24 protein-coding genes are annotated in these 24324 nt (G+C 46.4%); 19 read left to right on the top strand and 5 right to left on the bottom strand.

Features of this window, described 5'->3' with window-relative positions; genetic code table 11:
* Nucleotides 1-39 precede the first annotated feature (39 nt).
* From BBR47_RS25940 to BBR47_RS25900, 9 genes are all read left to right on the top strand, one after another.
* On the top strand, nucleotides 40-1011 hold the full coding sequence (locus BBR47_RS25940; protein ID WP_015893417.1) for an ABC transporter permease: 972 nt from the start codon (nucleotides 40-42) through the stop codon (nucleotides 1009-1011).
* Nucleotides 1008-1988, top strand: a complete 981-nt coding sequence (locus BBR47_RS25935; protein WP_015893416.1) for an ABC transporter permease — start codon at nucleotides 1008-1010, stop codon at nucleotides 1986-1988. Before BBR47_RS25940 ends, BBR47_RS25935 begins: the two co-directional genes overlap by 4 nt.
* Nucleotides 1964-3010 (top strand): ABC transporter ATP-binding protein, encoded by a 1047-nt coding sequence (locus BBR47_RS25930; protein ID WP_015893415.1) that lies wholly within the window; start codon nucleotides 1964-1966, stop codon nucleotides 3008-3010. Before BBR47_RS25935 ends, BBR47_RS25930 begins: the two co-directional genes overlap by 25 nt.
* Entirely contained in the window at nucleotides 3007-3981 is a 975-nt protein-coding gene (locus BBR47_RS25925) for an ABC transporter ATP-binding protein (RefSeq protein WP_015893414.1), read from the top strand. Before BBR47_RS25930 ends, BBR47_RS25925 begins: the two co-directional genes overlap by 4 nt.
* A gap of 267 nt (nucleotides 3982-4248) precedes the next feature.
* Entirely contained in the window at nucleotides 4249-5355 is a 1107-nt protein-coding gene (locus BBR47_RS25920; RefSeq protein ID WP_015893413.1) for a DUF5050 domain-containing protein, read from the top strand.
* Between the two features lie 98 nt (nucleotides 5356-5453).
* Nucleotides 5454-6524 (top strand): DUF5050 domain-containing protein, encoded by a 1071-nt coding sequence (locus BBR47_RS25915; RefSeq protein ID WP_015893412.1) that lies wholly within the window; start codon nucleotides 5454-5456, stop codon nucleotides 6522-6524.
* A gap of 32 nt (nucleotides 6525-6556) precedes the next feature.
* Entirely contained in the window at nucleotides 6557-6691 is a 135-nt protein-coding gene (locus BBR47_RS31850) for a hypothetical protein (protein WP_269446209.1), read from the top strand.
* Between the two features lie 721 nt (nucleotides 6692-7412).
* On the top strand, nucleotides 7413-8243 hold the full coding sequence (locus tag BBR47_RS25905; protein WP_015893411.1) for a hypothetical protein: 831 nt from the start codon (nucleotides 7413-7415) through the stop codon (nucleotides 8241-8243).
* 12 nt (nucleotides 8244-8255) lie between these two features.
* On the top strand, nucleotides 8256-8438 hold the full coding sequence (locus tag BBR47_RS25900; RefSeq protein WP_015893410.1) for a hypothetical protein: 183 nt from the start codon (nucleotides 8256-8258) through the stop codon (nucleotides 8436-8438).
* 73 nt (nucleotides 8439-8511) lie between these two features.
* On the opposite strand, the gene BBR47_RS25895 is transcribed toward BBR47_RS25900, so the two are convergent.
* Nucleotides 8512-9807 (bottom strand): MFS transporter, encoded by a 1296-nt coding sequence (locus tag BBR47_RS25895; protein ID WP_015893409.1) that lies wholly within the window; start codon nucleotides 9805-9807, stop codon nucleotides 8512-8514.
* 401 nt (nucleotides 9808-10208) lie between these two features.
* On the opposite strand from BBR47_RS25895, the gene BBR47_RS25890 reads away from it, so the two are divergent.
* From BBR47_RS25890 to BBR47_RS25855, 8 genes are all read left to right on the top strand, one after another.
* Entirely contained in the window at nucleotides 10209-11666 is a 1458-nt protein-coding gene (locus BBR47_RS25890; protein ID WP_041749937.1) for an aminotransferase class I/II-fold pyridoxal phosphate-dependent enzyme, read from the top strand.
* Nucleotides 11667-11866: 200 nt separating this feature from the next.
* Nucleotides 11867-12772 (top strand): ubiquinol oxidase subunit II, encoded by a 906-nt coding sequence (cyoA, locus tag BBR47_RS25885; protein ID WP_015893407.1) that lies wholly within the window; start codon nucleotides 11867-11869, stop codon nucleotides 12770-12772.
* A 36-nt stretch (nucleotides 12773-12808) separates the two neighbouring features.
* Nucleotides 12809-14782: a cbb3-type cytochrome c oxidase subunit I gene (locus BBR47_RS25880; protein ID WP_041749660.1), complete on the top strand. Its 1974-nt coding sequence runs from the start codon at nucleotides 12809-12811 to the stop codon at nucleotides 14780-14782.
* Complete coding sequence (cyoC, locus tag BBR47_RS25875; protein WP_015893405.1) at nucleotides 14782-15378, top strand: cytochrome o ubiquinol oxidase subunit III; 597 nt, start codon at nucleotides 14782-14784, stop codon at nucleotides 15376-15378. Before BBR47_RS25880 ends, cyoC begins: the two co-directional genes overlap by 1 nt.
* Nucleotides 15379-15711 carry a cytochrome o ubiquinol oxidase subunit IV gene (gene cyoD / locus BBR47_RS25870; RefSeq protein ID WP_041749659.1) on the top strand — a complete coding sequence of 111 codons (333 nt, stop codon included), beginning with the start codon at nucleotides 15379-15381 and terminating at the stop codon, nucleotides 15709-15711.
* A 110-nt stretch (nucleotides 15712-15821) separates the two neighbouring features.
* Nucleotides 15822-16148, top strand: a complete 327-nt coding sequence (locus tag BBR47_RS25865; protein WP_015893403.1) for a c-type cytochrome — start codon at nucleotides 15822-15824, stop codon at nucleotides 16146-16148.
* Nucleotides 16149-16163: 15 nt separating this feature from the next.
* Nucleotides 16164-16736 carry an SCO family protein gene (locus BBR47_RS25860; RefSeq protein ID WP_015893402.1) on the top strand — a complete coding sequence of 191 codons (573 nt, stop codon included), beginning with the start codon at nucleotides 16164-16166 and terminating at the stop codon, nucleotides 16734-16736.
* A gap of 68 nt (nucleotides 16737-16804) precedes the next feature.
* Nucleotides 16805-17764 (top strand): carbon-nitrogen hydrolase family protein, encoded by a 960-nt coding sequence (locus tag BBR47_RS25855; RefSeq protein ID WP_015893401.1) that lies wholly within the window; start codon nucleotides 16805-16807, stop codon nucleotides 17762-17764.
* A gap of 508 nt (nucleotides 17765-18272) precedes the next feature.
* On the opposite strand, the gene BBR47_RS25850 is transcribed toward BBR47_RS25855, so the two are convergent.
* Nucleotides 18273-19736, bottom strand: a complete 1464-nt coding sequence (locus BBR47_RS25850; protein WP_041749658.1) for a PLP-dependent aminotransferase family protein — start codon at nucleotides 19734-19736, stop codon at nucleotides 18273-18275.
* Nucleotides 19737-19963: 227 nt separating this feature from the next.
* Here BBR47_RS25850 and BBR47_RS25845 point away from each other — a divergent pair, with 227 nt between their 5' ends.
* Nucleotides 19964-20335, top strand: coding sequence for a DUF2165 family protein (locus BBR47_RS25845; protein ID WP_015893397.1), 372 nt, complete (start codon nucleotides 19964-19966; stop codon nucleotides 20333-20335).
* Between the two features lie 37 nt (nucleotides 20336-20372).
* Here the strand turns inward: BBR47_RS25845 and BBR47_RS25840 are convergent, their stop codons facing one another.
* The 3 genes from BBR47_RS25840 to BBR47_RS25830 form a co-directional block, all read right to left on the bottom strand.
* Entirely contained in the window at nucleotides 20373-21230 is an 858-nt protein-coding gene (locus BBR47_RS25840; protein WP_015893396.1) for an SDR family NAD(P)-dependent oxidoreductase, read from the bottom strand.
* Between the two features lie 323 nt (nucleotides 21231-21553).
* Entirely contained in the window at nucleotides 21554-22195 is a 642-nt protein-coding gene (locus BBR47_RS25835) for a hypothetical protein (protein WP_015893395.1), read from the bottom strand.
* Between the two features lie 907 nt (nucleotides 22196-23102).
* Nucleotides 23103-23765 carry an NAD(P)H-dependent oxidoreductase gene (locus tag BBR47_RS25830; protein WP_015893391.1) on the bottom strand — a complete coding sequence of 221 codons (663 nt, stop codon included), beginning with the start codon at nucleotides 23763-23765 and terminating at the stop codon, nucleotides 23103-23105.
* A 112-nt stretch (nucleotides 23766-23877) separates the two neighbouring features.
* Here BBR47_RS25830 and BBR47_RS25825 point away from each other — a divergent pair, with 112 nt between their 5' ends.
* Nucleotides 23878-24258 (top strand): winged helix-turn-helix transcriptional regulator, encoded by a 381-nt coding sequence (locus tag BBR47_RS25825; protein WP_041749657.1) that lies wholly within the window; start codon nucleotides 23878-23880, stop codon nucleotides 24256-24258.
* Nucleotides 24259-24324 lie beyond the last annotated feature (66 nt).

Genomic DNA, 24324 nt, shown 5'->3' with positions numbered 1-24324 from the left:
CATTGCCCCTTCCCCTTTCAAACGAAAGGAGGATGCTGATTGACTGAATATTTAGTACGCCGCGTACTACAAGCCGTGCTTGTTTTATTTTTGATCACAGTAGTTTCGTTCGGACTCATGCATGCAGCACCCGGAGGACCGCTAAAAGTCATGCTCTCACCGGGAATGTCTCCTGAAGCACAGCTTATTCAGATGAAAAATATGGGGTTGGATCAGCCTGTCTATATTCAATACATGAAATGGGTCGGTAATTTGCTGCAAGGAGATTTGGGCCATACCTTTAAAAATAACGTTCCTGTTGGCGATATTTTGTGGCCGACGGTTTGGAATACGTTTGTGCTCATGTCTGTAGCGTGGGGGCTTTCCATGCTGATCGCCATCCCGTGGGGCATCTACAACAGTACAAAGCAATACGGTCTGTCTGACCAGATCGCCTCCATCGTTGCCTATCTCGGATTTGCGATGCCGACCTTCTGGTTTGGGATAATGCTCCAACAGTATTTCGCGATGCAGTTGAACCTGCTCCCACTATCTGACATGTACACGATGGGAAAAGAGGGACAAATAAGCGACCTCATTTTGCACTTGATTCTACCTGTTACGGTGTTAACACTGGTGAACATCGCAGCCTATGTCAAATATACGCGCGCCAGTATGCTGGAGGCTTTGGAGCAAGACTATATTCGGACGGCACGTGCCAAAGGGATGAAGGAAAGACGCGTGATTTTCCGCCATGCTCTGCGGAACGCATTGATCCCTGTCGTGACGATCATCGGTTTGGATTTGCCGACGTTGGTAGCAGGTGCAGCATTGACAGAGAGTGTATTTAACTGGCCAGGCATGGGCCGTCTGTTTGTGGAAATGGCTGTAGCGCGTGAGTATTCTGTGTTGATGTCGATCACGTTGCTGATTTCACTGATGGTGATTATCGGAAACCTGTTAGCCGATTTAATCTACGCACTGGTTGATCCACGAGTGCAGCTTGGACGTAAAGGAGGCAGGGCAGCATGAGTCAAGTGCAGCTTCAAGATGACACTGTTGTTGAACCGAATCGACCAGGTGGACAGCTTCCGACAAATTCTGTTGGGGAAAAGCCTCCTGGGCTATGGAAAACCGCGGGCAAAAAATTTATGCGCAATCCGTATGCCGTTGGTGGCTTGATCGTGCTCCTGTTTTTTGTTGGGATCGCCGCGGGTGCCGATTGGGTTGCACCGCATGATCCGGCAAAGGTTGATTTTATGATTACCAACCTGCCTCCTGGAACAGAAGGGCATGTGCTCGGAACAGACGAGCTCGGTCGTGATATCTTGTCCCGCCTCATTCATAGCAGTCGGGTGTCTATGCTGGTCGGCTTCAGCGTTGCTTTTGCTGCGGTCGTCATCGGGACGCTGATTGGAGCGATTTCTGGTTACTTTGGCGGCTGGATTGATACCTGCTTCATGCGTCTCGTGGACGTAATGAACTCCATTCCGAGTCTGTTTTTTAACATTCTGGTTTTGGCGCTTTTCGGAGCGGAATTTGTCTACATGATCCTGATTTTGTCGCTGACGAGCTGGACAAGTGTGGCACGTCTGGTGCGCGGGCAGTTTTTGCAGCTACGGGAAATGCAGTATGTGGAAGCGGCGAGAGCGATCGGCGTTTCGCACTGGGGCATTATTACGCGTCACCTGATACGCAATGCAATGGCTCCCATCATTGTGTACGCGACTCTCATGGTTGGTTCGGCCATTCTGTCAGAGTCAGGTCTCTCCTATTTAGGCTTGGGGATTCAACCACCTGAAACAAGCTGGGGATTAATGCTGAGCAAGGCACAGGAATTCATGCTGGTCGATCCTTTGCAAGCACTTTATCCTGGTCTTTGTATTTTACTCGTGGTGCTAGCGGTGAACTTCGTCGGAGACGGCATCCGCGATGCATTCGACCCACGGAATAAAAAGAAAAACCCGAAAAGGAGGCTGAACAAGTGGAACGCAACATCCTCGAAATAAAAAATTTGACCACTTGCTTCTTTACGGATGACGGCACGGTCAAGGCCACGGATCGAGTGAGCATCAACGTTGGCAAAGGACAGACGGTGTGCTTGGTAGGGGAATCCGGTAGCGGGAAGAGTGTGACGTCACTTGCAGTCATGCGACTGATTGATTATGCGGGCGGATTTATTCAGAGTGGGAACGTCATGTTTCACGGTCAGGATCTGGCGGCAAAGGACTTGGATGAAATGATGCACGTTCGCGGAAACAAAATCGCGATGATCTTCCAAGACCCGATGTCGGCTCTTAATCCGGTGTTTACGGTAGGCGACCAAATTGCGGAGAGCTTGATGCTGCATCAAAATATGAGCCAGCAGGATGCGTTCAAAAAAGCAATCGATATGCTTCGTCTGGTTGGGATCCCGGCGCCGGAAGTACGAGTGAAACAGTACCCGCACGAAATGTCTGGAGGGATGTGCCAGCGTGTGGTCATCGCGATGGCCCTGGCTTGTAACCCAGAAATGCTGATAGCAGACGAGCCGACAACAGCTCTTGATGTAACGGTTCAGGCGCAAATTTTGGATTTGCTCAGACGGCTGCAAAAGGAATTGGGCATGTCGATTTTGCTGATCACCCATGACATGGGGGTAGCAGCAGAGATGGCGGATCGAATCGCGGTGATGTATGCAGGAACGATTGTGGAGGAGGGAACGGTCGAACGGATATTTGACGAGCCCCGGCATCCTTACACGATTGGCTTGCTGCAGTCTATTCCCGGATTTGAAGGAGAGCGCGGCGGAGAATTGTACACCATCCAAGGCACCATCCCGAGCATCACTCAATTGCCGACGGGCTGCCGTTTTCACCCGCGTTGTCCGTATGCGATCGACAAATGCCGAAAAGAGGAGCCCATTTTGCGCGAGGTTGTTACGGGACAACAAGTGGCTTGCTGGTTGAACGAAGATGTCAGCAACCACTTCAGAATAAATCAGCGTGCCAATTCAGTCGCTGGAAGCAAAGCAGAGGTGAACCGCCAATGAACCGGGAATATTTGATCGAAGCCAACCATATCAAAAAGTATTTTCCGATTAAGGCCGGCTTGTTGAGCCGTGTCATCGGTCATGTAAAAGCCGTAGATGATGTATCTTTTGGAATTCGCGCAGGGGAGACATTTGGGCTCGTGGGGGAATCCGGCTGCGGGAAGTCGACACTGGGGCGTGTCGTGCTGAATTTGCAAAGGGCGACAAGCGGAGAAGTGCTGTTTGACGGAACTAATATCCATCAGGTGAATAGACAAGAGAATTTGAAGCTGAGACGGGATATGCAGATTATTTTTCAAGACCCGTTTGGTTCGTTGAATCCACGATTTTTGGTAAGTGATATTATTGGAGAGCCTTTGCGGGTTCATCTGCGGGCTTCTGCAAAGGAAATGGATGAGCGAGTAGTCGAGCTGATGAGTCTGGTGGGACTCGATCCTTCGAGACGAAATCGGTATCCGCATGAGTTTTCCGGCGGACAGCGGCAACGGATCGGTATTGCGCGGTCAATCGCACTCTCACCACGGTTTATTGTGGCGGATGAGGCTGTTTCTGCGCTGGATGTATCCGTACAGTCACAGGTTTTGAACCTGATGATGAAATTACAAAAAGAGATGGGGCTGACCTATCTATTTATCGCGCATGGTCTGAATGTGGTACGCCATATTTCTGATCGGGTAGGCGTGATGTACTTGGGGAAAATGGTGGAGATTGCACGAACGGATGACTTGTTTGCACAGCCACTGCATCCGTATACGGCGGCATTGTTGTCGGCGATTCCGAAGCCCACTCCGCATCGTAGACAAGAGCGGATCGTCCTGCAAGGGGATGTACCATCTCCGGCCAATCCGCCGTCAGGTTGTCGTTTTCATCCTCGTTGTCCGATGGCGCAGGAGAGATGCAGCAAGGAGATTCCCGAGCTTATAGAGGTTGGGCAGGATCGGCAGGTCGCGTGTCATTTCCCTTTAGCATAGAGAGAAAGAGAAAGAGAAAGAGAAAGAGCCACCTAGGATGGGTGGCTTCTTCTATTCTCAAAACACGGTTATCCCTCCTGAAAATCATAAATGGAACTCGTCCCATTGTTCTGATGTGTTTGATATATAATTTTACAAAATTTACATATATATCTAGACGAAGGTGGATTCGCTTTGGTACATATAAATCAGAGTTGCCGGATTGTATCGGAATGGGGGATATCTTCGCTGTGACTATATTAGGCTATGAACGGGAGGGTTGTATGCATGGTGCAACATAAAGGGAAATGGATGATCACCATTGCGATGGCAGTATGTCTGATTGTGGTTCTTGGCTTTGGCAATCAACAAACAATGGCGACTGCGCCAACAAAAAAACCAGTGATAAATGTTATGGGCAGCGATCCTGTGAATATCAATTCACACCGAAGCTTTGTCACCGTTCAAGGAGAGTGGATTTTTTATAACAACGATGGCTTATACAAAATCAAACAGGATGGAAGCTCTCTTCAAAAGTTGAGCAGTGATTGGGCCGATAATCTGAATGTTGTAGGGGACTGGATTTACTATACGCGCAACAAGCCTAGGAAAGAAATCTATCAGCTTGAGATGCCCGCTTACGATATCAATGATACGTATGAAGATGTGACGGAGCTCATGAAAATCAAGACAGACGGCAGTTCGAAAACAGTCATCAAAAGTGGAAGCCTTGCGGAAGGGGACCCCAATAACGTACAGAAATTGTATGTAGTGGGAGATATCATCTACTACGCAGATGGTTATGGTCGCTTGTACAGGATGGACACGAGCGGCAAAAATCAAAAAAAGCTACTTGATCAGTTTGAGGAAGTTTATTTCTATCAAGATTGGATTTTTTACACCAATGAGAGTCGTCAACTATACAAAATGAAGCGGAATGGAACGCAGAAAAAGCTCGTAAGCAAAGACAAAGAGCTGACCCTTGTCGGTCTGTCTGGCGATTTCATTTACTATACAAAATGGGTAGACTCCAGTGGAGTAGAAGATGTTTATAAAATAGGATTGAAGGATGGGAAGACTTCTCTTGTCAAGAAAGGGTTGCGTTCAGCTGACAATCGGATCATCATTGCCGGGAACCATTTATATTATATGTTTTATATGTCGGAAATGTATGACTCACTAACGGTAGGACGAATGAACTTGGCGGACGGGAAAACAACCCCGCTGTATCGATTAATCCGCTACTCTAGTCAACAGATGAACATCGGAGGCGATTTTATCTTTTTTGACAACGATAGTGCTTCCGATAGTTCAAAAGTCGACATATTTAAAGTGAAATTGGGAGAGAACCAAGTGGAAAAGGTAGGACCAAAAGCGAAGTATAGAGGAAAATAACAAATGAATCGCGTCGTCACGTGTGAGTGTTATGGTTGGGGTAATATTCGGCAAATTTGCTTGTGCTATATTCGGCTATGAACGGGAGGGTTGCATGCATGGTGCAACATCAAGGGAAATGGATGATCACCATTGCGATGGCAGTATGTCTGAGTGTGGTTCTTGGCTTTGGCAATCAACAAACAATGGCGACTGCTCCAACAAAAAAACCAGTGATAAACGTTTTGGGCAGCGATCCTGTGAATATCAATTCATACCGCAGCTTTGTCGCCGTTCAAGGAGAGTGGATTTTTTATAACAACGATGGCTTATACAAAATCAAACAGGATGGAAGCTCTCTTCAAAAGTTGAGCAGTGATTGGGCCCATGATCTGAATGTGGTAGGTGACTGGATTTACTATACGCGCAATAAGCCCGTGAAAGAATTCTATCAGCTTGAGATGTCCCCTTATGAGATTGGCTATACGTATGAAGATGTGATGGAGCTCATGAAAATCAAGACAGATGGCAGTTCGAAAACAGTTATCAAGAGCAGTAGTCCTGCGGAAGATGACCCCAATAACGTACTTAGATTGTATGTAGTGGGAGATATCATTTATTACGCGGATAATAAAAGTCATTTGTACAGAATGGACACGAACGGCAAAAATCAAAAGAAGCTACTTGATCGGTTTGAGGAAGTTTATTTCTATCAAGATTGGATTTTTTACACCAATGAGAATCGTCAACTATACAAAATGAAGCGGAATGGAACGCAGAAAAAGCTCGTAAGCAAAGACAAAGAACTGACCCTTGTCGGTCTGTCTGGCGATTTCATTTACTATACAAAATGGGTAGACCATGGAGTCGTCGATGTTTATAAAATAGGATTGCAGGATGGGAAGACTGCTCTAGTCAAGAAAGGGTTGCCACCAGCAGAGAAACCGATCATTATAGCTGGGAATTATCTATACTACATCTCAGAAATAAACGGCGAACAAATGGTAGGCCGAATGAATATGACGGACGGCAAGACAACTCCACTGTCTCCATTGGGTTTACGGCTAAACATCGGGGGAGATTTCATCTTTTTTTACGACTATCAAACTTCCGATCATGATAAAAAAGAACTATTCAAAGTGAAGATGGGCGAAAACAAAGTGGAAAAGGTAACCCCAAAGGCGAAGTAAGGATAAGAGCCACCCCAAGGCGGGTGGCTCTATTGTTATGGGCTAATTCCTTGAGCATTCAACTGAAGCCAAACAAGAAAGTAGAAGCGATGAGCGCACTAAACGGGCAGCCTGACGATCACCCACGAATCAATGGCAAAGTACCGACTGTCGCCGAAATGGGTTAACACCAATCCACACGAATAACAAAATCAAGAACACGAGCATATACTGATATGGTATCTTCACTTTCTTCTCGAGGCCGCCATTTAGCTTGAAGGCGAGAACGCCGAGTGTGATACTGACTTATTCAAGGTTGGGCAAGTCTACTTGATCTATCGAAAATGCGTGCTATGGCAATGATATAGGAAAGTGGTTTCATTTTTCGCTATGATGGAATTCATTCTGACTAACTCCTTTTCGCTTGGATTATCTTTAAGTAAGGCAAGGATTGAGGATGTCAATGGTGCCAATGGGAGCGGCATTGTCTGTAACAAAACCGTCACGAACAGTGGAAAAGCAGCACCTAGAAGAGGGGTCTAAACAAAATTAGAACGGCATAAGGTAAGGGGTATTACCTAGACGGATGAAGGTCATAATGAGCATTTCGTGTTTGATAGAGGTGAAAAATGGGCAGACCAATAAGGGAGCGTTTCGTTACGAAGTACACCCAGTATACCGATAGGGGGAATGCGGAATTGTTGAGTTCATTTAAACCGCTAAAGAGAATCGAAGAAAACAGCAAGATTGTACAGCAGACGATCCAGTACATAGGGAATCAAAAAGTTAGTACGATAACGATAGAAACGCCTAAAAAACTACCTAAATGTAGGTAGTTTTTTCCTATTTGTAGAATCTGAATAAAATGTTAAAATAATGTAAAACTTTACCAGAAGGAGAGGTTTACAGGTGCTAAAGAATCTCGTGCAGAGCCATGTGAAGATTGTTTTTTCTGTTCTTGGCATCTTGTTCGTTCTGGTTTCATGGCTCGTATTTGAATTGTTAAAAGGTTTGCTGCCAGATTTGATAGCAGTCATACATAAGTGGATGTTTCAACCGATTGAATGGCTGTTTATCCTGGCACCGCCACATGAGGAAAACAAGCTAGCTTCATTAGGCTCTGTTCTAGGCTTGTCTATCTTGTATTCCGCTATTTTGGCAGGAATGGTATTCATCGTTTTGTTCATCTGCAACAAGATTAGAGGGAACGAGATCGAGTTCCAGATGGAAGTGAAATATTGTGAGAAAGAATTGGCCAATGCGATTTACAGCTTGGATGGGAGCGGTCAATCAACAGCTATTATTAATGCGAATGCGATCACGTTTATGAAGGCATTTGAAATGGAAGTAAAGACGATTTATGGTTTGAAACCGGACGAGCTATGCTGCTATTGGATCGTACCTACGAATAATGACAAGCAGTTTGAAGTGTTTTACTTAACCGAGTTGAAAGATTTTGACACAGTACGTACGCTACTACTGTCTTCCATGCTTCAAGAGGATTGCAGAATTGCCGATAAACAAGTAAAGGGACGTATTCAAAACACGGACATCGAACAATTTGCAATTGTGAAAAATTTCGGCAAGTTCCGACTTGGATTTGCGGTCGCTGTTTACAAGAATGACACATTTACTCCCGAAAATATGCAGGAGTTCGAGCGGTTGACAACGTATATGTTACTATTAGGGTTTGTTACCAAGTTTGTGAATAAGGTCAAAACTTTAAAGAGAGCTAGTTAGGAGTGGGATACGATGAAATTAGCTGAGTTCTTCGCGAAAAGAGGTAACGAAACTGCTGTTTACTCGAAAAATCTCTCTTCCAAGAAGAAGATTCCCAACAGCAAATTTACTCCTGGCTTCGCTAGCTTAAAACAGATTATAGATGAGCATAGTCCGAGTGAAGGACATGATAATAAAGTGGTCGGAGGAAAATGACACTGCCTGTGAGCAGTGTTATTTTTTTTTGGATACCTTTGGATAGAGAAAAAGCCACCTGATGAGGGTGGCTTTAGTTTTGGGAGATCTCTACACGGTGTTTGCTTTTTCTGTGGGACCATATCAGGACAGGGACTAGCAACAGCGATAATGCGCCCCCGGCAAGCGAAAGTGTTGCGTAGCTGGCATTGGCGACGACCATACCAGATAGGGCTCCACCGGATGCACCAGCCAAGGCAATCAAGACATCAACCGTTCCCTGCGTTTTCGCGCGAGTGGCGGGCTGCGTTGCATCCACGATGAGCGCTGTGCCGCTAATTAATCCAAAATTCCAGCCCAGTCCGAGCAGCACAAGAGCGGTGATGAGCAGCGGCATCGAATCGGCTGGGGCAAAAGCAGCAGTCAGGCTGGCTGCAAGCAGTATGACACCTGAAGCATAGGCCATTGTGGAGCGACCGATCTTGTCAACGAGTACACCCGTCAAGAGCGAGGGAAGGTACATCGCACCGATATGAAAACCGATGACGATGCCTACTTCTGAGAGACCATGTCCGTGGTGCTTCATATGTACAGGCGTCATCGTCATAATGGCGACCATGACGATCTGCGTCAAAATCATGACGGTGGCTCCCACGATGATTCCCCGGTTGTTGCTTGCAAGCTGATTCTCATTCAGACAGGCCGACGAGCTCTGATTCACCTGTTGTGCTTCGGCGATTGCTTTCGAAACAATGAACGGGTCCGGGCGAAGCAATACCCAAAATACGAGACCTGCAAGGATGAAGGCTGCGGCACCCAAGATGAAAGGACCAGCAAGTGCGGGGACACCAATGGATGTAGCGAATCGTCCCATGACTTCCACCAGGTTTGGTCCTGCAACGGCCCCGAATGTAGTGGAGACCATGGCAATACTCACGGCAGTCGCTCGCTGTTTAGGCTTTGCCAAGTCTGTGCCTGCATAGCGGGCTTGCAGGTTAGTAGCTGTGCCAGCCCCATACAAAATTAAGGAAGCAAATAGAAGGACAATACTGTTTTCGACGGCTGCGAGCACCACCCCAATTGCCCCAATCCCTCCGGCTAAAAAGCCGCTAGCGAGCCCTAAACGGCGTCCAAAGCGTTGAGAGAGTCGACCGACCAGCAACGCAGCGACAGCAGAGCCAAGTGTGAGCAATGCGGCAGGGATGCCCGCGAGACTTTCCGAACCGAGCATATCCTGAGCGAGGAGAGCCCCTACGGTGACACCTGCCGCAAGTCCTGCACCACCGAAAATTTGTGAGATGACGACAATCCAGAGCGTTCGTTTGTATAGTCTTTGCTGCTTGTCTGGGGAGTCGATGTAGCTTTGTAAATCTTCAGGTTTGAGTGACATCTGATCCACCTTTCTATGGAGCGAAAGCTTTCGTAAGTTATGAAATTTCAGTCATTGCTTCGTGTGGAAATGAATGGGTAATTTGCATTCAGTATAGTATTGGCGACGGGTAAACACAAGGAGAATCCGGCTGAAGAAACACTTAGCAAAAGCAAAAACACCAAGGGCGGTAATAGCGGCTATTTGTGCCAGGGAATTGACGTTAAACGGTTCTTTTGCATAGGGACTGTAAGCAGGCAATTTACGAAAGATGAAACAGACCAATTACGAGGAAGGACACAAATTGGATGGTTCATAAAAGTCAAGATTGGATCATGAAGGAAGAGGCCGCTTCCTTTATAATCAGCCCAGAAACATCACTCATGCAAACAACACGGAAGGATAGTGAGGTGGGAAAAATGTTGATTCAAGGGCAAACGCCGCTCTTTAACGGGTTGAGAAAGCATGCCCAGAAGAATCCAATCCAATTCCATATACCAGGTCATAAGAAAGGGAAAGGGATGGATCCTGAATTTCGATGGTTCATGGGAAAAAATGCACTTTCCATCGATCTGATTAACATTGAACCATTAGATGATCTGCATCAACCAAAAGGAATTATCAAACAAGCGCAGGAATTGGCAGCTGAAGCCTTTGGCGCTGATCACACCATATTTTCTGTTCAAGGCACGAGCGGAGTCATCATGACGATGATTATGGCAGTATGTAATCCTGGCGATAAGGTCATCGTGCCACGAAATGTACACAAATCTATCATGAGCGGCATTGTTTTATCTGGTGCGACTCCTATCTTTTTACATCCAGAAATAGACCCTATTTTCGGGATCTCACATGGAATCACACCACAGGCTGTGGAAAAAGCATTGGAACAGCATCCCGATGCAAAAGCAGTCCTCGTCATCAACCCAACCTATTTCGGAATTGCCGGTGACTTGAAGAGTATCGTTCAAATTGCGCATGCCAGAGGGGTGCCTGTACTCGTAGATGAAGCGCATGGCTCACATGTTCACTTCCATCCCAAGCTTCCCCTATCGGCGATGCAGGCTGGTGCAGATATGGCAGCAAGCAGTATGCATAAATTAGGAGGCTCTCTGACGCAGAGTTCGTTGTTGAACATGCAGGGAAATCTCGTCTCGTTTCAGCGTGTACAAGCCATCTATAGCATGCTCACGACGACATCCACCTCCTATTTACTGCTCGCCTCGCTCGATGTGGCGAGAAAGCGGTTGGTTACATCCGGGAAAATGCTATTGGATCAAACGATTCAGCTCGCAAACGAAGCACGGGCACAAATCAATAAAATAAATGATTTGTACTGCATTGGGAGAGAAATTATCGGGACAAATGGAGCGTTTGCCCATGATCCGACCAAGCTGGTCATCTCGGTAAAAGACCTTGGCATTACGGGATATGAAGCGGAAAAATGGCTCCGTGATCGCTTTAACATTGAGGTAGAGCTATCTGACCTGTACAACATCGTTTGTATTATCACACCAAGCGATACGAGAGAAGATTTGCAAATCCTTGTCTATGCCTTGGAGGAACTGGCTGCCGGGTCCGAGGATCAAGGAAACAGAAAAGCCCGCCCGAAAATGCAGCTCCCGAAAATACCAGTACTGGCTGTCACCCCGCGCGATGCATTTTACGCACCGACAGAGATGATTCCCGTCGAACAAGCTGTGGGAAGAATTATCGCGGAGTTTGTCATGGTATATCCACCAGGTATCCCGATCTTTATCCCGGGTGAGATCATTTCGGAAGAGAACCTCATCTATACGAAGAGAAACATGGAGGCAGGTTTACCAGTACAGGGCTTTGAAGACCCGACGCTACAAACCATACGTGTCATCAAGGAATAACGAAACAATAGGAGGAAAGGCCGCCATGGGGTGGCCTTTTTCTTTTTATGTCGAAAAAGTGACCAAAATGCAGCGGATTCTTGAACATGGCTGGTTGATCCACTTTGTCATTGGCTGGTGACACTCTATCGGTCCGGCTTTAGAGTAAGACTTGTTTCAAAAGTACCCTGTGCATGGTGATAGGAGATGAGGACAAGGACATGAAGACGTCCAAGACAGTACGCTGTATGTCATTTTTGTTCATGTTCATCCTGCTGTTCTTGACGACCGGTTGCGCTGATAACTATATCGTGCTCGATCCGAAAGGACCCATTGGTGAACAGCAAAAGGACTTAATGATTTTATCCACGCTTTTAACGTTAATTGTGATTGTTCCAGTACTAATTCTTACGTTTGTCATTGTATGGCGATACCGTGACAGAAAAGGAAGAAAGGCGAAGTACACGCCTAATTGGGAACACAGCACGAAACTGGAAATCATTTGGTGGGGCATTCCCATCATCATTATTACGTTAATTGGGATCGTGACAGTTCGGTATACGTATTCGTTGGAGCCATCCAAGCCGTTGGAATCCGAGAAGAAACCGATCACGATTCAAGTGACGAATTTGGATTGGAAGTGGCTATTCCAATATCCTGAACAAGGCATTGCCACTGTGAACTATGTGCAGTTCCCAGAGGATGTGCCGGTACGCTTCGAAGTGACATCTGACGCCCCGATGAATTCATTCTGGATTCCACAGCTTGGCGGTCAGATTTATGCCATGTCCGGCATGTCGATGACTCTCTACCTGCAAGCAGATGAGCAGGGTGAGTACATGGGATCAGGTGCGAACTTTACCGGAAAAGAGTTTGCGAAGATGTTCTTTACAGCGAATGCGACTTCCCAAGAAAACTTTGATCAATGGGTGAATCAGGTGAAACATACTTCCCCTGAGCTGACACTGGATGGTTACAAAGAGCTGACGAAACAAGGAACATCGGATGTACGCTATTTCTCCACTTTCCCTGAAGGATTGTACGAGATGACGGTGACCAAGTATGCTGCTTCACACAATCACGGCTTATCTACGAGAGTGCAACCGCCAGCGCGGGTGAAAGAATAATCGGTTGAAATAGAAAGAGGGAGGAGAGAGACAACGATGTGGGAGAGTGTGAAAGAATTCGCCTCTGAATTTTTCGTAACAGGCGATCCGCTTATTTATGGTGCGGACGTCAGCATTGTGCTCAGTATCATCGCAGTTGTATCGGTGCTGACTTACTTTAAAAAATGGGGATGGCTCTGGCGCGAATGGCTGACGACTGTCGATCACAAGAAGATCGGTATCATGTACATTCTCGCTTCCGTTCTCATGCTGTTTCGAGGAGGGGTAGATGCTCTCCTGATGCGAGCTCAGCTCGCCATGCCTGAGATGCAATTTTTGAGTGGGGATCACTACAATCAGATTTTTACGACGCATGGCGTCATTATGATTCTGTTTATGGCGATGCCGCTTATGTTTGGTTTATTCAATGTCATCGTGCCGCTGCAACTCGGTGCACGTGACGTAGCCTTTCCGTTTCTGAATGCGCTCAGCTTCTGGTTGTTTTTCTCAGGGGCGATGCTGTTCAACCTGTCCTTCGTCATTGGGGGCTCCCCGGATGCAGGATGGCTGGCTTACCCGCCGTATTCGGAGCTAGCCTTTAACCCGGGGCCAGGTCAGGATTTCTACATTTGGGGGATTCAAATCTCAGGTATTGGTAGTTTGATGACCGGGATTAACTTTATTGTGACGATCTTGAAAGTGCGTGCTCCTGGTATGACTTTGATGAAAATGCCGATGTTTTCTTGGTCGGTTTTGTCGAGTTGTATCGCGATCGTTTTCGCATTCCCCATCTTGACGGTTACCTTGGCACTGCTGTTTATCGACCGCTATTTGGGTGGGCACTTCTTCACCTTGGATGGCGGCGGTAATCCGATGATGTACATCAACCTGATTTGGATGTGGGGTCACCCGGAAGTTTACATTATCGTTTTGCCAGCGTTCGGGATTTTCTCGGAGATCGTTGCAACGTTCTCGCGGAAAAAGCTGTTTGGTTATAAATCCATGGTATTCGCCATGATCATCATTAGCGTTCTCTCGTTCCTCGTATGGGCGCATCATTTCTTCACGATGGGCTCCGGTGCTGACGTCAATGCGTTCTTCGCCGTCACGACCATGTTGATTGCGATTCCGACGGGTGTGAAAGTGTTTAACTGGCTGTTTACGATGTTCCGAGGAAAAATTACGTTCGAAACGCCGATGCTGTGGATGGTCGGGATTATCCCGAACTTCGTCATCGGTGGGATGACGGGTGTTCTTCTGTCCGTGGCACCTGCTGACTTTCAGTATCACAATAGCTACTTCCTCGTTGCACACTTCCACCAAGTGATCATTGCGGGTGTCGTATTTGGATTCTTCGCGGGCTTGTACTACTGGTGGCCGAAAATTTTTGGCTTCAAGCTGAATGAGCGTATTGGCCGTTGGGCTTTCTGGCTGTGGAACATCGGGTTCTACCTGTGCTTCATGCCGCAATACGCATTGGGCTTGATGGGGATGACACGTCGTCTTTACACGTACGGCTGGGACAAGGGCTGGTTTGAAATGAACCTGGTATCGACGATTGGTGCCGTAATCATGGGTGCTGCATTCCTTGTCCAAATTTGGGACATTGCTCATAGCATCAAGCACATGAAGAGAGATACAACAGGCGATCCGTGGAATGCTCGTACGTTGGAGTGGTCGATTCCTTCTCCAGCTCCGTTCTATAACTTTGCCGTCATGCCGCAGGTAACGTCTCAAGATGACTGGCATGAAAGAAAGCTGCGCATCGAGCAAGGCTTGGAAAAGCCAGCGAAAGTAGAGCTGGAACCGATTCATATGCCGAAAAACTCCGGTATTCCGATTGTGATGTCCATGTTCTGGTTTTTTGTCGGATTCGGTTTGATTTTTGACTGGCTATGGATGGCGGTACCAGGGTTTATCGGTGTGATTGCATGTATGGTTGTTCACTCGTTTAACTACGACACGGACTACTATGTCACGGTGGAAGAGATTAAACGTACAGAGGCGGAAGCAGGGAGGGTGATTACGTAATGGCTAATGTGAATGCTGGACATCATGATCATCATCCAGACCAAGAGGAATTGCGCACGTTTGCCTTTTGGATCTACCTCATGACGGATGTTATCTTGTTTGCTACCTTGTTTGCGACTTATATCGTACTGCAAGGCAGCACGGATGGTGGTCCAGGTCCAAAAGATCTGTTTCAGATGAGTGGGATTTACGCGAGTACGTTTATTTTGCTGACCAGTAGCTTTACGAGTGGTCTTGCGATTCTCGCGATGAATAAGGGGAATCGTCTTGCCTTGATGAACTGGCTGGGAGTTACCGTATTCTTGGGAGCATCCTTCTTGTTCCTGGAAATCAACGAGTTCATCCATATGGTTAGTGAAGGGGCAACGATTGGAACGAGTGCATTCCTGACTGCCTTTTACACATTGGTAGGGACACATGGCTTGCACGTGACGCTCGGTATGGGGTGGATGATCATCGTCATCATGCAAATCGCCAAGCATGGTATTACACCTGTAACGAAACGAAAAGTAAACATCATCAGCTTGTTCTGGCATTTCCTTGATGTTGTTTGGATTTTCGTCTTCACCATCGTGTATGTGATGGGGGTGAATTAATTGAGCAAGCAATCTGTGCATGGCACGACAGAACAACACGGCGGTCATGGTTCCCTGAAATCGTATGTGATCGGTTTCGTCTTGTCGCTTATATTCACTATCATTCCCATCCTGGCGCTAGAGAACGGCTGGTTGGATAGTGATAAGCGACTCATCATCTATTTAGGAGCGGCTCTGTTCCAGTTTATTGTCCAGTTATTCTTCTTCATGCACCTGAAAGAAGAGGATAAACCACGCTACAACTTGATGTCGCTTTTACTCGGGTTGTTTATCGTCTTCCTCATCGTGATCGGCTCTATCTGGATCATGATGTACAACATGGTCGCACTATAATGACATAAAATTCAATCGGGGGGCGTACTGCTGTACGCCCTGATTCTCGGTTGCAGACCGTCCCTTTTTGAAAGGTAACCTTATTCCCGCAGGAATGGTAGGGGGTTTCTGTGAAAGCCATCAAGTATCTCCTGATTGGTTCCCTGTTCTTGGTTGCAACTGCATGCAGCAATGGTGCAACGGAAGAGCAAACAGAAGTTGCAGATGCTGAGAAAACTGCGATGCAGCTATACAAAAATAATTGCATGAGCTGCCACGGTAATGATTTATCCGGTAGGGTGGGTCCAGGCTTGCAGCAAGTTGGCTCGAAAATGACGGAGGAAAAACTCGTTGAAATAATTACGGTCGGCGCAAATGGCATGCCTGGTTATGAAAAAGTGCTAAGCACTGAAGAAATCGGCCAGTTAGCGAAGTGGCTCTCTGAGAAAAAGGAATAGGAGAGGGGCGGTACAATGAAAAAAACAGCTTGGTTGATCATGCTCAGTATCCTGATGGTTTTGGTAACTGCGTGTGGTCCAGCAAGATATGATTACAACTATCCGGTTAATGAATTTGCTTATACGGACCAGGAAGGGAAGCCTTTTTCATCAAGTGATCTGGAAAATAAGGTCTGGGTTGCTAACTTTGTCTTTACGTATTGTGGAACCGTTTGTCCTACGATGACAGCAAACATGGCTGAATTGCAGAAAAAAGCAAAAGAAGCTGGCGTAGATGTGGAGTTTGTTTCCTTCTCGGTTGATCCAGAAAAAGATACGCCAGAGGCATTGAAGTCCTATCTGGGTAAATTCAATGCTGACTTCTCCAATTGGCATGCATTGACTGGCTACGGATTTGATGAGATCAAAACGTTTATTCTCAAGTCATTCAAGACGCCAATAGAAAAGGACTCTAATTCCGATCAAATCATCCACGACACGTTTTTATATTTGGTCGATCAAAAGGGAACAGTGGTTAACCGTTATGAAGGAATGACGGACGTGCCCTACAATCAAATTATCGAGGATATGAAAGCGTTGCAGGAGTAGGGGAGCCAGTCGGGTACGCCGAATAATAGGAAAGCAAGACAGATGCTCCATTTGGGAGGGGATGTAACATGTCCATTCAGCAACAGAACGTACGAGTAGCAGTTGTTCAAGCTGCATCGGTCATAATGGATCGTGAGGGAAGTACGGAAAAGGCGGTTTCACTGACATTGGAAGCAGGAGAAAAAGGAGCGAAAATCGTTGTTTTTCCCGAAGCTTTTATCCCTGCGTATCCGAGAGGACTTACTTTTGGAGCAAAAGTAGGCAGTCGCTCACCTGAGGGGCGTAAAGACTGGTTTCGTTATTGGGACAATTCGATTGTCGTCCCGAGTGAAGAGACAGACAAGCTCGGGGAGGCAGCGCGCAAGGCTGGCGTGTATCTCGTCATTGGCGTGATCGAGCGAGACAATGAAAATAGCGGTGGCACCTTATATTGTTCCGTTTTATTTTTCGGACCAGATGGTGAGTTGCTCGGTGTGCATCGCAAGCTGAAGCCGACTGCATCCGAACGGTTGATTTGGGGCGAAGGAGACGGAAGTACTTTACCGGTATTCGATACTCCGTACGGTAAGATCGGGGCTCTGATTTGTTGGGAGAATTATATGCCGTTAGCGCGAGCAGCGATGTATGCAAAAGGCGTTCAAATCTACATCGCACCTACAGCAGACGCGAGGGATGCATGGCAAGCTACCATCCGCCATATCGCATTGGAAGGTAGATGCTTCGTTCTATCGAGCAATCAGTACGTAACAAAAGATATGTATCCGACTGATTTGGCCTGCTACGACGATCTTGCTTCTTCACCAGACGAGATGAGCAGAGGTGGAAGTGCGATTGTGGGGCCATTGGGCGACTATATCGTCGAGCCTGTTTTTGGTCGGGAGGAGATTCTTTACGCTGATCTGGACATTATTCGCGATATCGCGTATAGCCAATTCGATTTTGATGTCGTTGGACATTACTCGCGACCCGATGTTTTTACATTGTTGGTGAATGAAGAGAAAAAAGAGAATGTGAAGTGGATGAAATAGAGCTTATATAGTATAAAAAGATCTCCATTTGCTTGATAAAAGCGGTGGAGGTCTTTTTTGTAGCTGCTGTGGTGGGGGAAGAAGCGCATTTCCAGTCTACGCTTCGGCCTACGCCCCGCAAGGGGTCAAGACTGTCCGCTTCGGAACAAATGGCGGGAGCGCTTCAAACGTAGAAGTTGCAATGAAGCATTCCATAAGTGAAGCTGAAATTACCTGCCATTTGTTCCTACGCTGGGATGGGCTCCAGAGGCGCTTGGACTGGAAATGCGCTTCTTCCACGCAGCTTTGGCAAAGAACCTGAACGTGAATCCAAGGAAGTAAATCAGTGGTATCGTGCTCCTATGTTCTAGCACGCAAAACGTTCTAATAGAAATTGAAATAAAAAAAGCTGTACGAAAGTCCTGTCACATGTTTGGAAGGAGACCGCCCGAACGTAGAGAGGATACAGGCGACTGGAAAACATGTGGCAGGGCTTCCCCCGACCACAATCGTTGGCCGACCACCATCTTTATAACAAAACCGCCTTCAACGCATCCGCAAATTTAGCGACACCAAGCGTAATTTCCTCTTCTTTTGGTCGCGCAAAGGTAAAGCGAACGTAGCCGGAGTCTGAACCATACACACTTCCTGGCACAAAGACGACGCCTCTGCGAAGGGCTTCTTCAAATAATTGGTTGTCGTTCACATCCAGGTTGATTTTACACCACAAGTGTAATCCGCCTTGGGGAATGGAGAATGAAAGCTCATTGGGCAACTCTTTTTGCAGTGCCTCCACAAGCAAATCTCTTCTGTACTGTAAATGCATGCGTAACCGCTCTAAATGAGGCAGGAAGTTATCGGAATGCAAAAACTGGGCCGCGATTTTTTGTGGCACCACGCTCAGGCCAAAATCCATCTGTTGGCGGGCATCTGCCAAACGCTCGACAACGGAATGAGGCGCCACCATCCAACCGACTCGTAAACCGGATGCAGCAATTTTGGAAAAGGAACCGATGTAGAGAACGGAGCCAAGCTGATCCAATGATTTGAGTGGCAGTGGAGGCTTGCCGTCATAGGAAGTGAGACTGAATGGATCGTCCTCTACAATCGGAAGACCCAGTTCGCTTGCTACATCCAACAGCTGCATGCGCCGAGTGGGATCAAGACAAACCCCAGTCGGGTTTTGAAAGGTAGGATTGATAAAGATCATCTTGATCCGATGCTTTTTATACAAGGCTCGAATATCTTCTGGATTCATGCCGTTATTGCTGACGGGGAGGCGGAACAGGCGGAGACCAGCAGATTGAAACATAGGCAACGAGTAACAATAAGAGGGATCTTCGATGGCAACTGCATCGCCGGGTGCAAGCAGACATTGAGTGATCAAATACAGGGATTGTTGAGAACCCGACGTGATCAGAATCGAAGAGTCCGTTGTCTGTACATTCCGGTAACGTGACAAATAGGAGACCAGTTCTTCACGCAATGGCGTAAAGCCTTGCGGATTATCGTATCCCAAATATTCGGTGAAGGGGTTTTCCTTCATCTGGGTACTGATCTCCTTGCCTGGTGAGAGCTGGGAAGACAATTCTCCACTCGCAAAATCGATGAGACTGCTGTCTTTTTGCAAGGCCTCTCTGATCCGACGCAGATAAGACAAATTCGGGAGGAATTGACCACCTTCTACATATCGATGCCAGTTCGGTGTATGCTTCGGAGTTGCCTCCCATTTATTTTTACACACACGAGTACCGCTTCCTGTTCTGCTCTCAATGATGCCTAATGCCCGGAGTTCCTCGTACGCTAGAATAACAGTGCTTCGGTTTACACCTAATTGCTCAGCCAGTTTTCTCTCAGAAGGGAGTAGGCTCCCAGGGGGGAACTCTCCGTATGAAATTCTGCGTTCAATCTCATCGGCTATTTGGTGGTATAAAGTTTGACTGCTCGACCGATCAGGCTTCCAAATAATAATCACAACCTTGCACATATTCATTGTTTGTTATATAGGGGTGAATCCATTTCATCATAACATTGTTAAGAAAAATACATGTGACAAAACCGTTCCAAACTGTTGAACATGGACGGGGTAAAAATCATGAATGGGTTAGTTCCATTTCCGAATGAGTATGATTAGGTTTCCATCTAATGGATATGAATACTCGTGATAAAAATAGATAGATTTTTCTTACAAAGAGAAAGGGGGAGTCAATCCGATCGAGAATGAGTAAAGACAGTATAGGGAATAGGGAAAAGAGGCGTGAGCATCATACTGCTCACACCATAGCTTATATCGGAATTATCATTGCGGAAGGATTATTCTCACTTTTTGGTTGGGTCGCTACAGGAAATATGCTGCGTAACGTAAAAAAGGATGCAAAAACGTTCAATAACTCGAAAACATTCGCATACATCGCTTACATGGTTGCTTTTTGCATCTGGTTTTTCGGATTTGCCATTGTGGGTGCAGAGTGGTTCGCCATGTGGCAATCACAAGTATGGAATGGTCAGCAGGTAGCGTTTAACATTACAGAAGTGATGATTGGATTCGTTATTTTGGTTTCCTTGCGAGATCGAGAATTAACAGATATCTAATACAAGAGCCACGTTCCTTTGAGAGCGTGGCTTTTTGTTAAATATGAGAGGGAATCACGAACGTCGGGTTATGCTGGTTCAAAATATCTTCCATCCGTTGACGCACAGGTTCTTTATACGAGGGATCTGGCAGAATGTAAAAGCGATTGCTCTTGATCGCCAGGAAGGTGTGATCAGCCACTTCTTTCGGAGAAATTCCTTGCTCGACACCTGAACGAATGAACTGGTCAATGGCGCTGGACATCGGTGAGGGCTCCACAATATCTCCTGGTTTACTGTACTCGGCTGGACGATTGCGATGGGCGTCACATATTTGCGTCTGAACAAAGCCGGGGCATAAAACGGAAACACCAATTTTGGATTGGATCATTTTCAATTCGTGGTAGAGGGTTTCCGACAGACTGACTAATGCATGCTTGCTGACACGATAAATGCTATTCCCTGGTCCAGACTCTAGACCAGCGAGAGAGGCGGTGTTCACGATGTGGCATTCAGTTCCTTGTTTTAACATCATGGGTACGAAAATTTGTGTAGCGTGAATGGCTCCCCATAAGTTCACATTCATGACCCATTGCCAATCAGCGAGGGTGCTTTGCCAGATTGTCGAGCCTGCGCCAACCCCTGCATTGTTGAACAAGAGATGGACAGCACCAAACATGTCTAGCGTTTTCTGTGCGAGCGTCTGGATATCTTTCTCTTTGCTTACGTCCGTTACGACGGCGAGAACAGTTGCTCCTGCTGATTGTAACTCCTGCTCTACCCGTTGGAGCTCCACTACTTCCACATCGGCAAGAACCACCTTCATTTGCTCCTCAGCACAGCGCATTGCCAATGCACGACCGATACCGCTGGCCGCTCCCGTAATGACCGCTACTTTGTTCTCAAACTGATTCATGGTAGGCCTCCTTTTTAAAAAAAACAAACGAAATAAAGTTTTGTTTTAATTATAATAGATAATTTGATTATAAGTCTATTTTATTTTGTTCGATACTGGAAATCTGGGTGAGACCAATATGAAGCCAGTGAATCAAAGAATGGCAGGGATGCATACCCAAGCTTTTCAATCCATCGAGCAAGCATTGCAGTTTCCCTATCCGTATCCTTCTCGGGTGGTCTTGCTTCGTTGGAAGAAAGAGTTGGATGCAACAAACAGAAAAAACGAAAAAAGCACCCATTGGCGGGTGCCTTTACTCTTTATAAGGGGGAATCGTGGTTTCCTTATTGCACTTTATAAGACATCAAGATTTCTTGTGCGAGCGGCTTCCACTCTTCCATTTGTGCCTCGGTGCAATTGAAAGTGGTCATCAGCATTTTGCCGTCGAGCTCTGTAAAGAAAATGAGGTTGTAAATTTTTGTATCAGCAGCTGGAGTCAGAAGTTCGAACACACCAACATTTTTTCCGTTGATTTGGATAACTTCATCGCGATACCAGGTTGCATCTTGGTACATGTTGGAGAAAGCTTGTTTCATTGGGTCCTTCATGTCTTTGAGAAGGCTGTCCTGAATAGGTGTTTCTGTATGACTAAACGCAATGTTAATGGTACCTTTTTCATCGGTATAGATCAGGGAAGGACGATTTTCCATCGGATATTTTGCTTTTGCCATCTCTTCGGACATGACAGTAAAGCCTTTTGGAATCAAGATTTCCACTTTGTCGTTCAGAACCTTTTTCGCTTCCAGCTTGTCGCTTGTTGTTGCAGCTGGTGTAGTTGAATCTGTTTTTGGAGCTTCAGTTGGTTTAGCAGCGTCTGTGGTTTGTGCTGCATTTTGCTCAGCTGGCTTTGTATCAGCTGGCTTGTTCGAACAAGCAGAAACAGCCAACATGGAGAGCAGCAAAGCTACGGATACTAGTTTTTTCATCTGAATTGATCCACCTTTTTATACATAATTGGAAATGTGCGGAATTTCCTTTCCGATTCTATCATGGGGTGTATAATATTGGGAATACGGGAGGTTAATTGCGAATATTCGAATAATAACACCCTCTCTTACATGCCCAAGGGAACTAGGATAAAATACACCTATTTAAATTGTGGTAAAATGAGTATAATTACCTATTTTCATATATTGTTTGACGTAATATAGCGGTCGCGAATCTTCTCTCTCAAATAATTTACCCCAAAACGCAAAAACGCCCTGTTCCACCCCATATAAATACCGAAATTGTTTAGCTGTGCAACATGCCCGAGCATGACAAAGCGCTTGAAACGGGCATTCCGACCTTTTGGCGCTTGCAGTCTGCTATTTATCCGTAGCGTACTCCATCCCCACAAATGGGTGAAGCAATAATGCAGGGCCTCAGATGACAGCTCCACATCACAATCGAGTGGATCGCAGGGGGATTCGATCAACCCATCTGCTAGGGAAAAGCGAAATGTCTTTTGATAGTCTGACAAATAAAAAGTAACGGGCCTAACGATAGAGAGAAACAGCGAATGATTATTTTTCCGAATCTGTTCCTTGAATCCAAGCAAGCCAGTATAAAGTAGAGGAAAAGGTCGAGCGGGGCGGTGGCGGTTCCAGTTTTGAAGACTATGACTATGGCTTTGTGACAGCAGACGTGACGTTCCGTCCAGCCACAGGCAAGGGAATCACGATATCTGTGGATGAAGCAGGTCGCATCGTAGGCTTTCAGTATACGGATGAGTAAGTAAATAGGTAAGAAAGATGGTCGCTTGCTTTTGCGGGCGACTACTTTTTTTGTCACGATGAACGCCAAAAAGCATTCGGAATACGAATGCTTTTTACGTGTAACCAATCCTGAATTTTAACCGATAAAACGAATAATCTCTTCTTTCGCTTGTCGGGTTTTCGCACGGGGTTCATTTTTCCGATAGCCAAAAGCCACCATGCAAGCCACGCCGAAACGTTCTCTGTCCAGCAGCCCCTCCGCCGCAAGGATGTCCTCAACCTTTTCTTTTGCAAAGCCTTCAATGGGGCAGGAATCAATGCCGATCATCGCAGCAGATGTCATCATATTGCCAAGTGCGATGTAGGTCTGTCTGGATGCCCATTCGAACATGACTCGCTCGTCATCAAACACGGAGAAATCATTTTTCAGGAAGTGATCGTAAGCAGCGCCTTTTTGCTGTACGACGTTTTCCGGCAACTCTTGCGTGTCTTTCATCATATGTTGGATATATTCGGAATCAGCGGCCATTTCTTGTTTGGTCCGAGCCAATACGATGACGAAATGACTTGCGGTCGGCAGTTGTTTTTGCGCACCCCATGCGACGGGTAACAGCTTCTCTCTAAGCGTCGGCTCTTGCAGCACGAGGAAGTTCCATGGTTCAAAACCAAAGGAGCTAGGCGACAGGCGAGCTGTCTCCATAATAAAGTCAAAGTCTTCCGTCGTAATTTTTTTAGCTGCATCAAACTCTTTGCAGGCATGTCTGAATTGATAGGCTTCTATAATTTGATCTTTATGCATGATGAGCTCCCTCCGGTAAAAGTGTTTTACAAAAATAAGCATACCGAATACACTAAAGAAAAGTAAGTACGCACTTTTTCGGTTAATACTTACGAAAAGGGAAGTGAGTGGGATGAAGAAGAAACCAGCGATGAGGTACCTATTAAATGGCAAGGAATATCCTTGCCCAATCGAGCTTGCCGTCTCGGTTTTTGCGGGAAGATGGAAGGTATCCATCATTTGTCAGCTGTTCAAAGGGAAAAAAAGGTACGGAGAGTTAAAGAAAAATATACTCGGTGTGAATCATAAAATGCTGGCAGAACAATTGCGAGAGTTGGAGGAAGCGGGAATCGTCAAGCGTGAAGTGTATCCGGTCGTTCCGCCAAAAGTAGAGTACGAATTGACCGAGCTAGGGCAAGGCTTGGGACCTGTCATTGAGTATTTACGAGAATGGGGAGAACATTTTCAAACAGAGGCACCAGAAGAGTCTCTATCTACTGCTCACGGGTCATGAAAATCGCCACCTGAAAGGGTGGTTTTTTATTTTGTAACCTCCCGGTAAGCGCAAGCTCGTATGGCG

It is taken from the genome of Brevibacillus brevis NBRC 100599 (assembly GCF_000010165.1).
Taxonomy (GTDB): Bacteria; Bacillota; Bacilli; order Brevibacillales; family Brevibacillaceae; genus Brevibacillus; species Brevibacillus brevis_D.
This window is presented reverse-complemented; position numbering and strand designations above follow the sequence as displayed.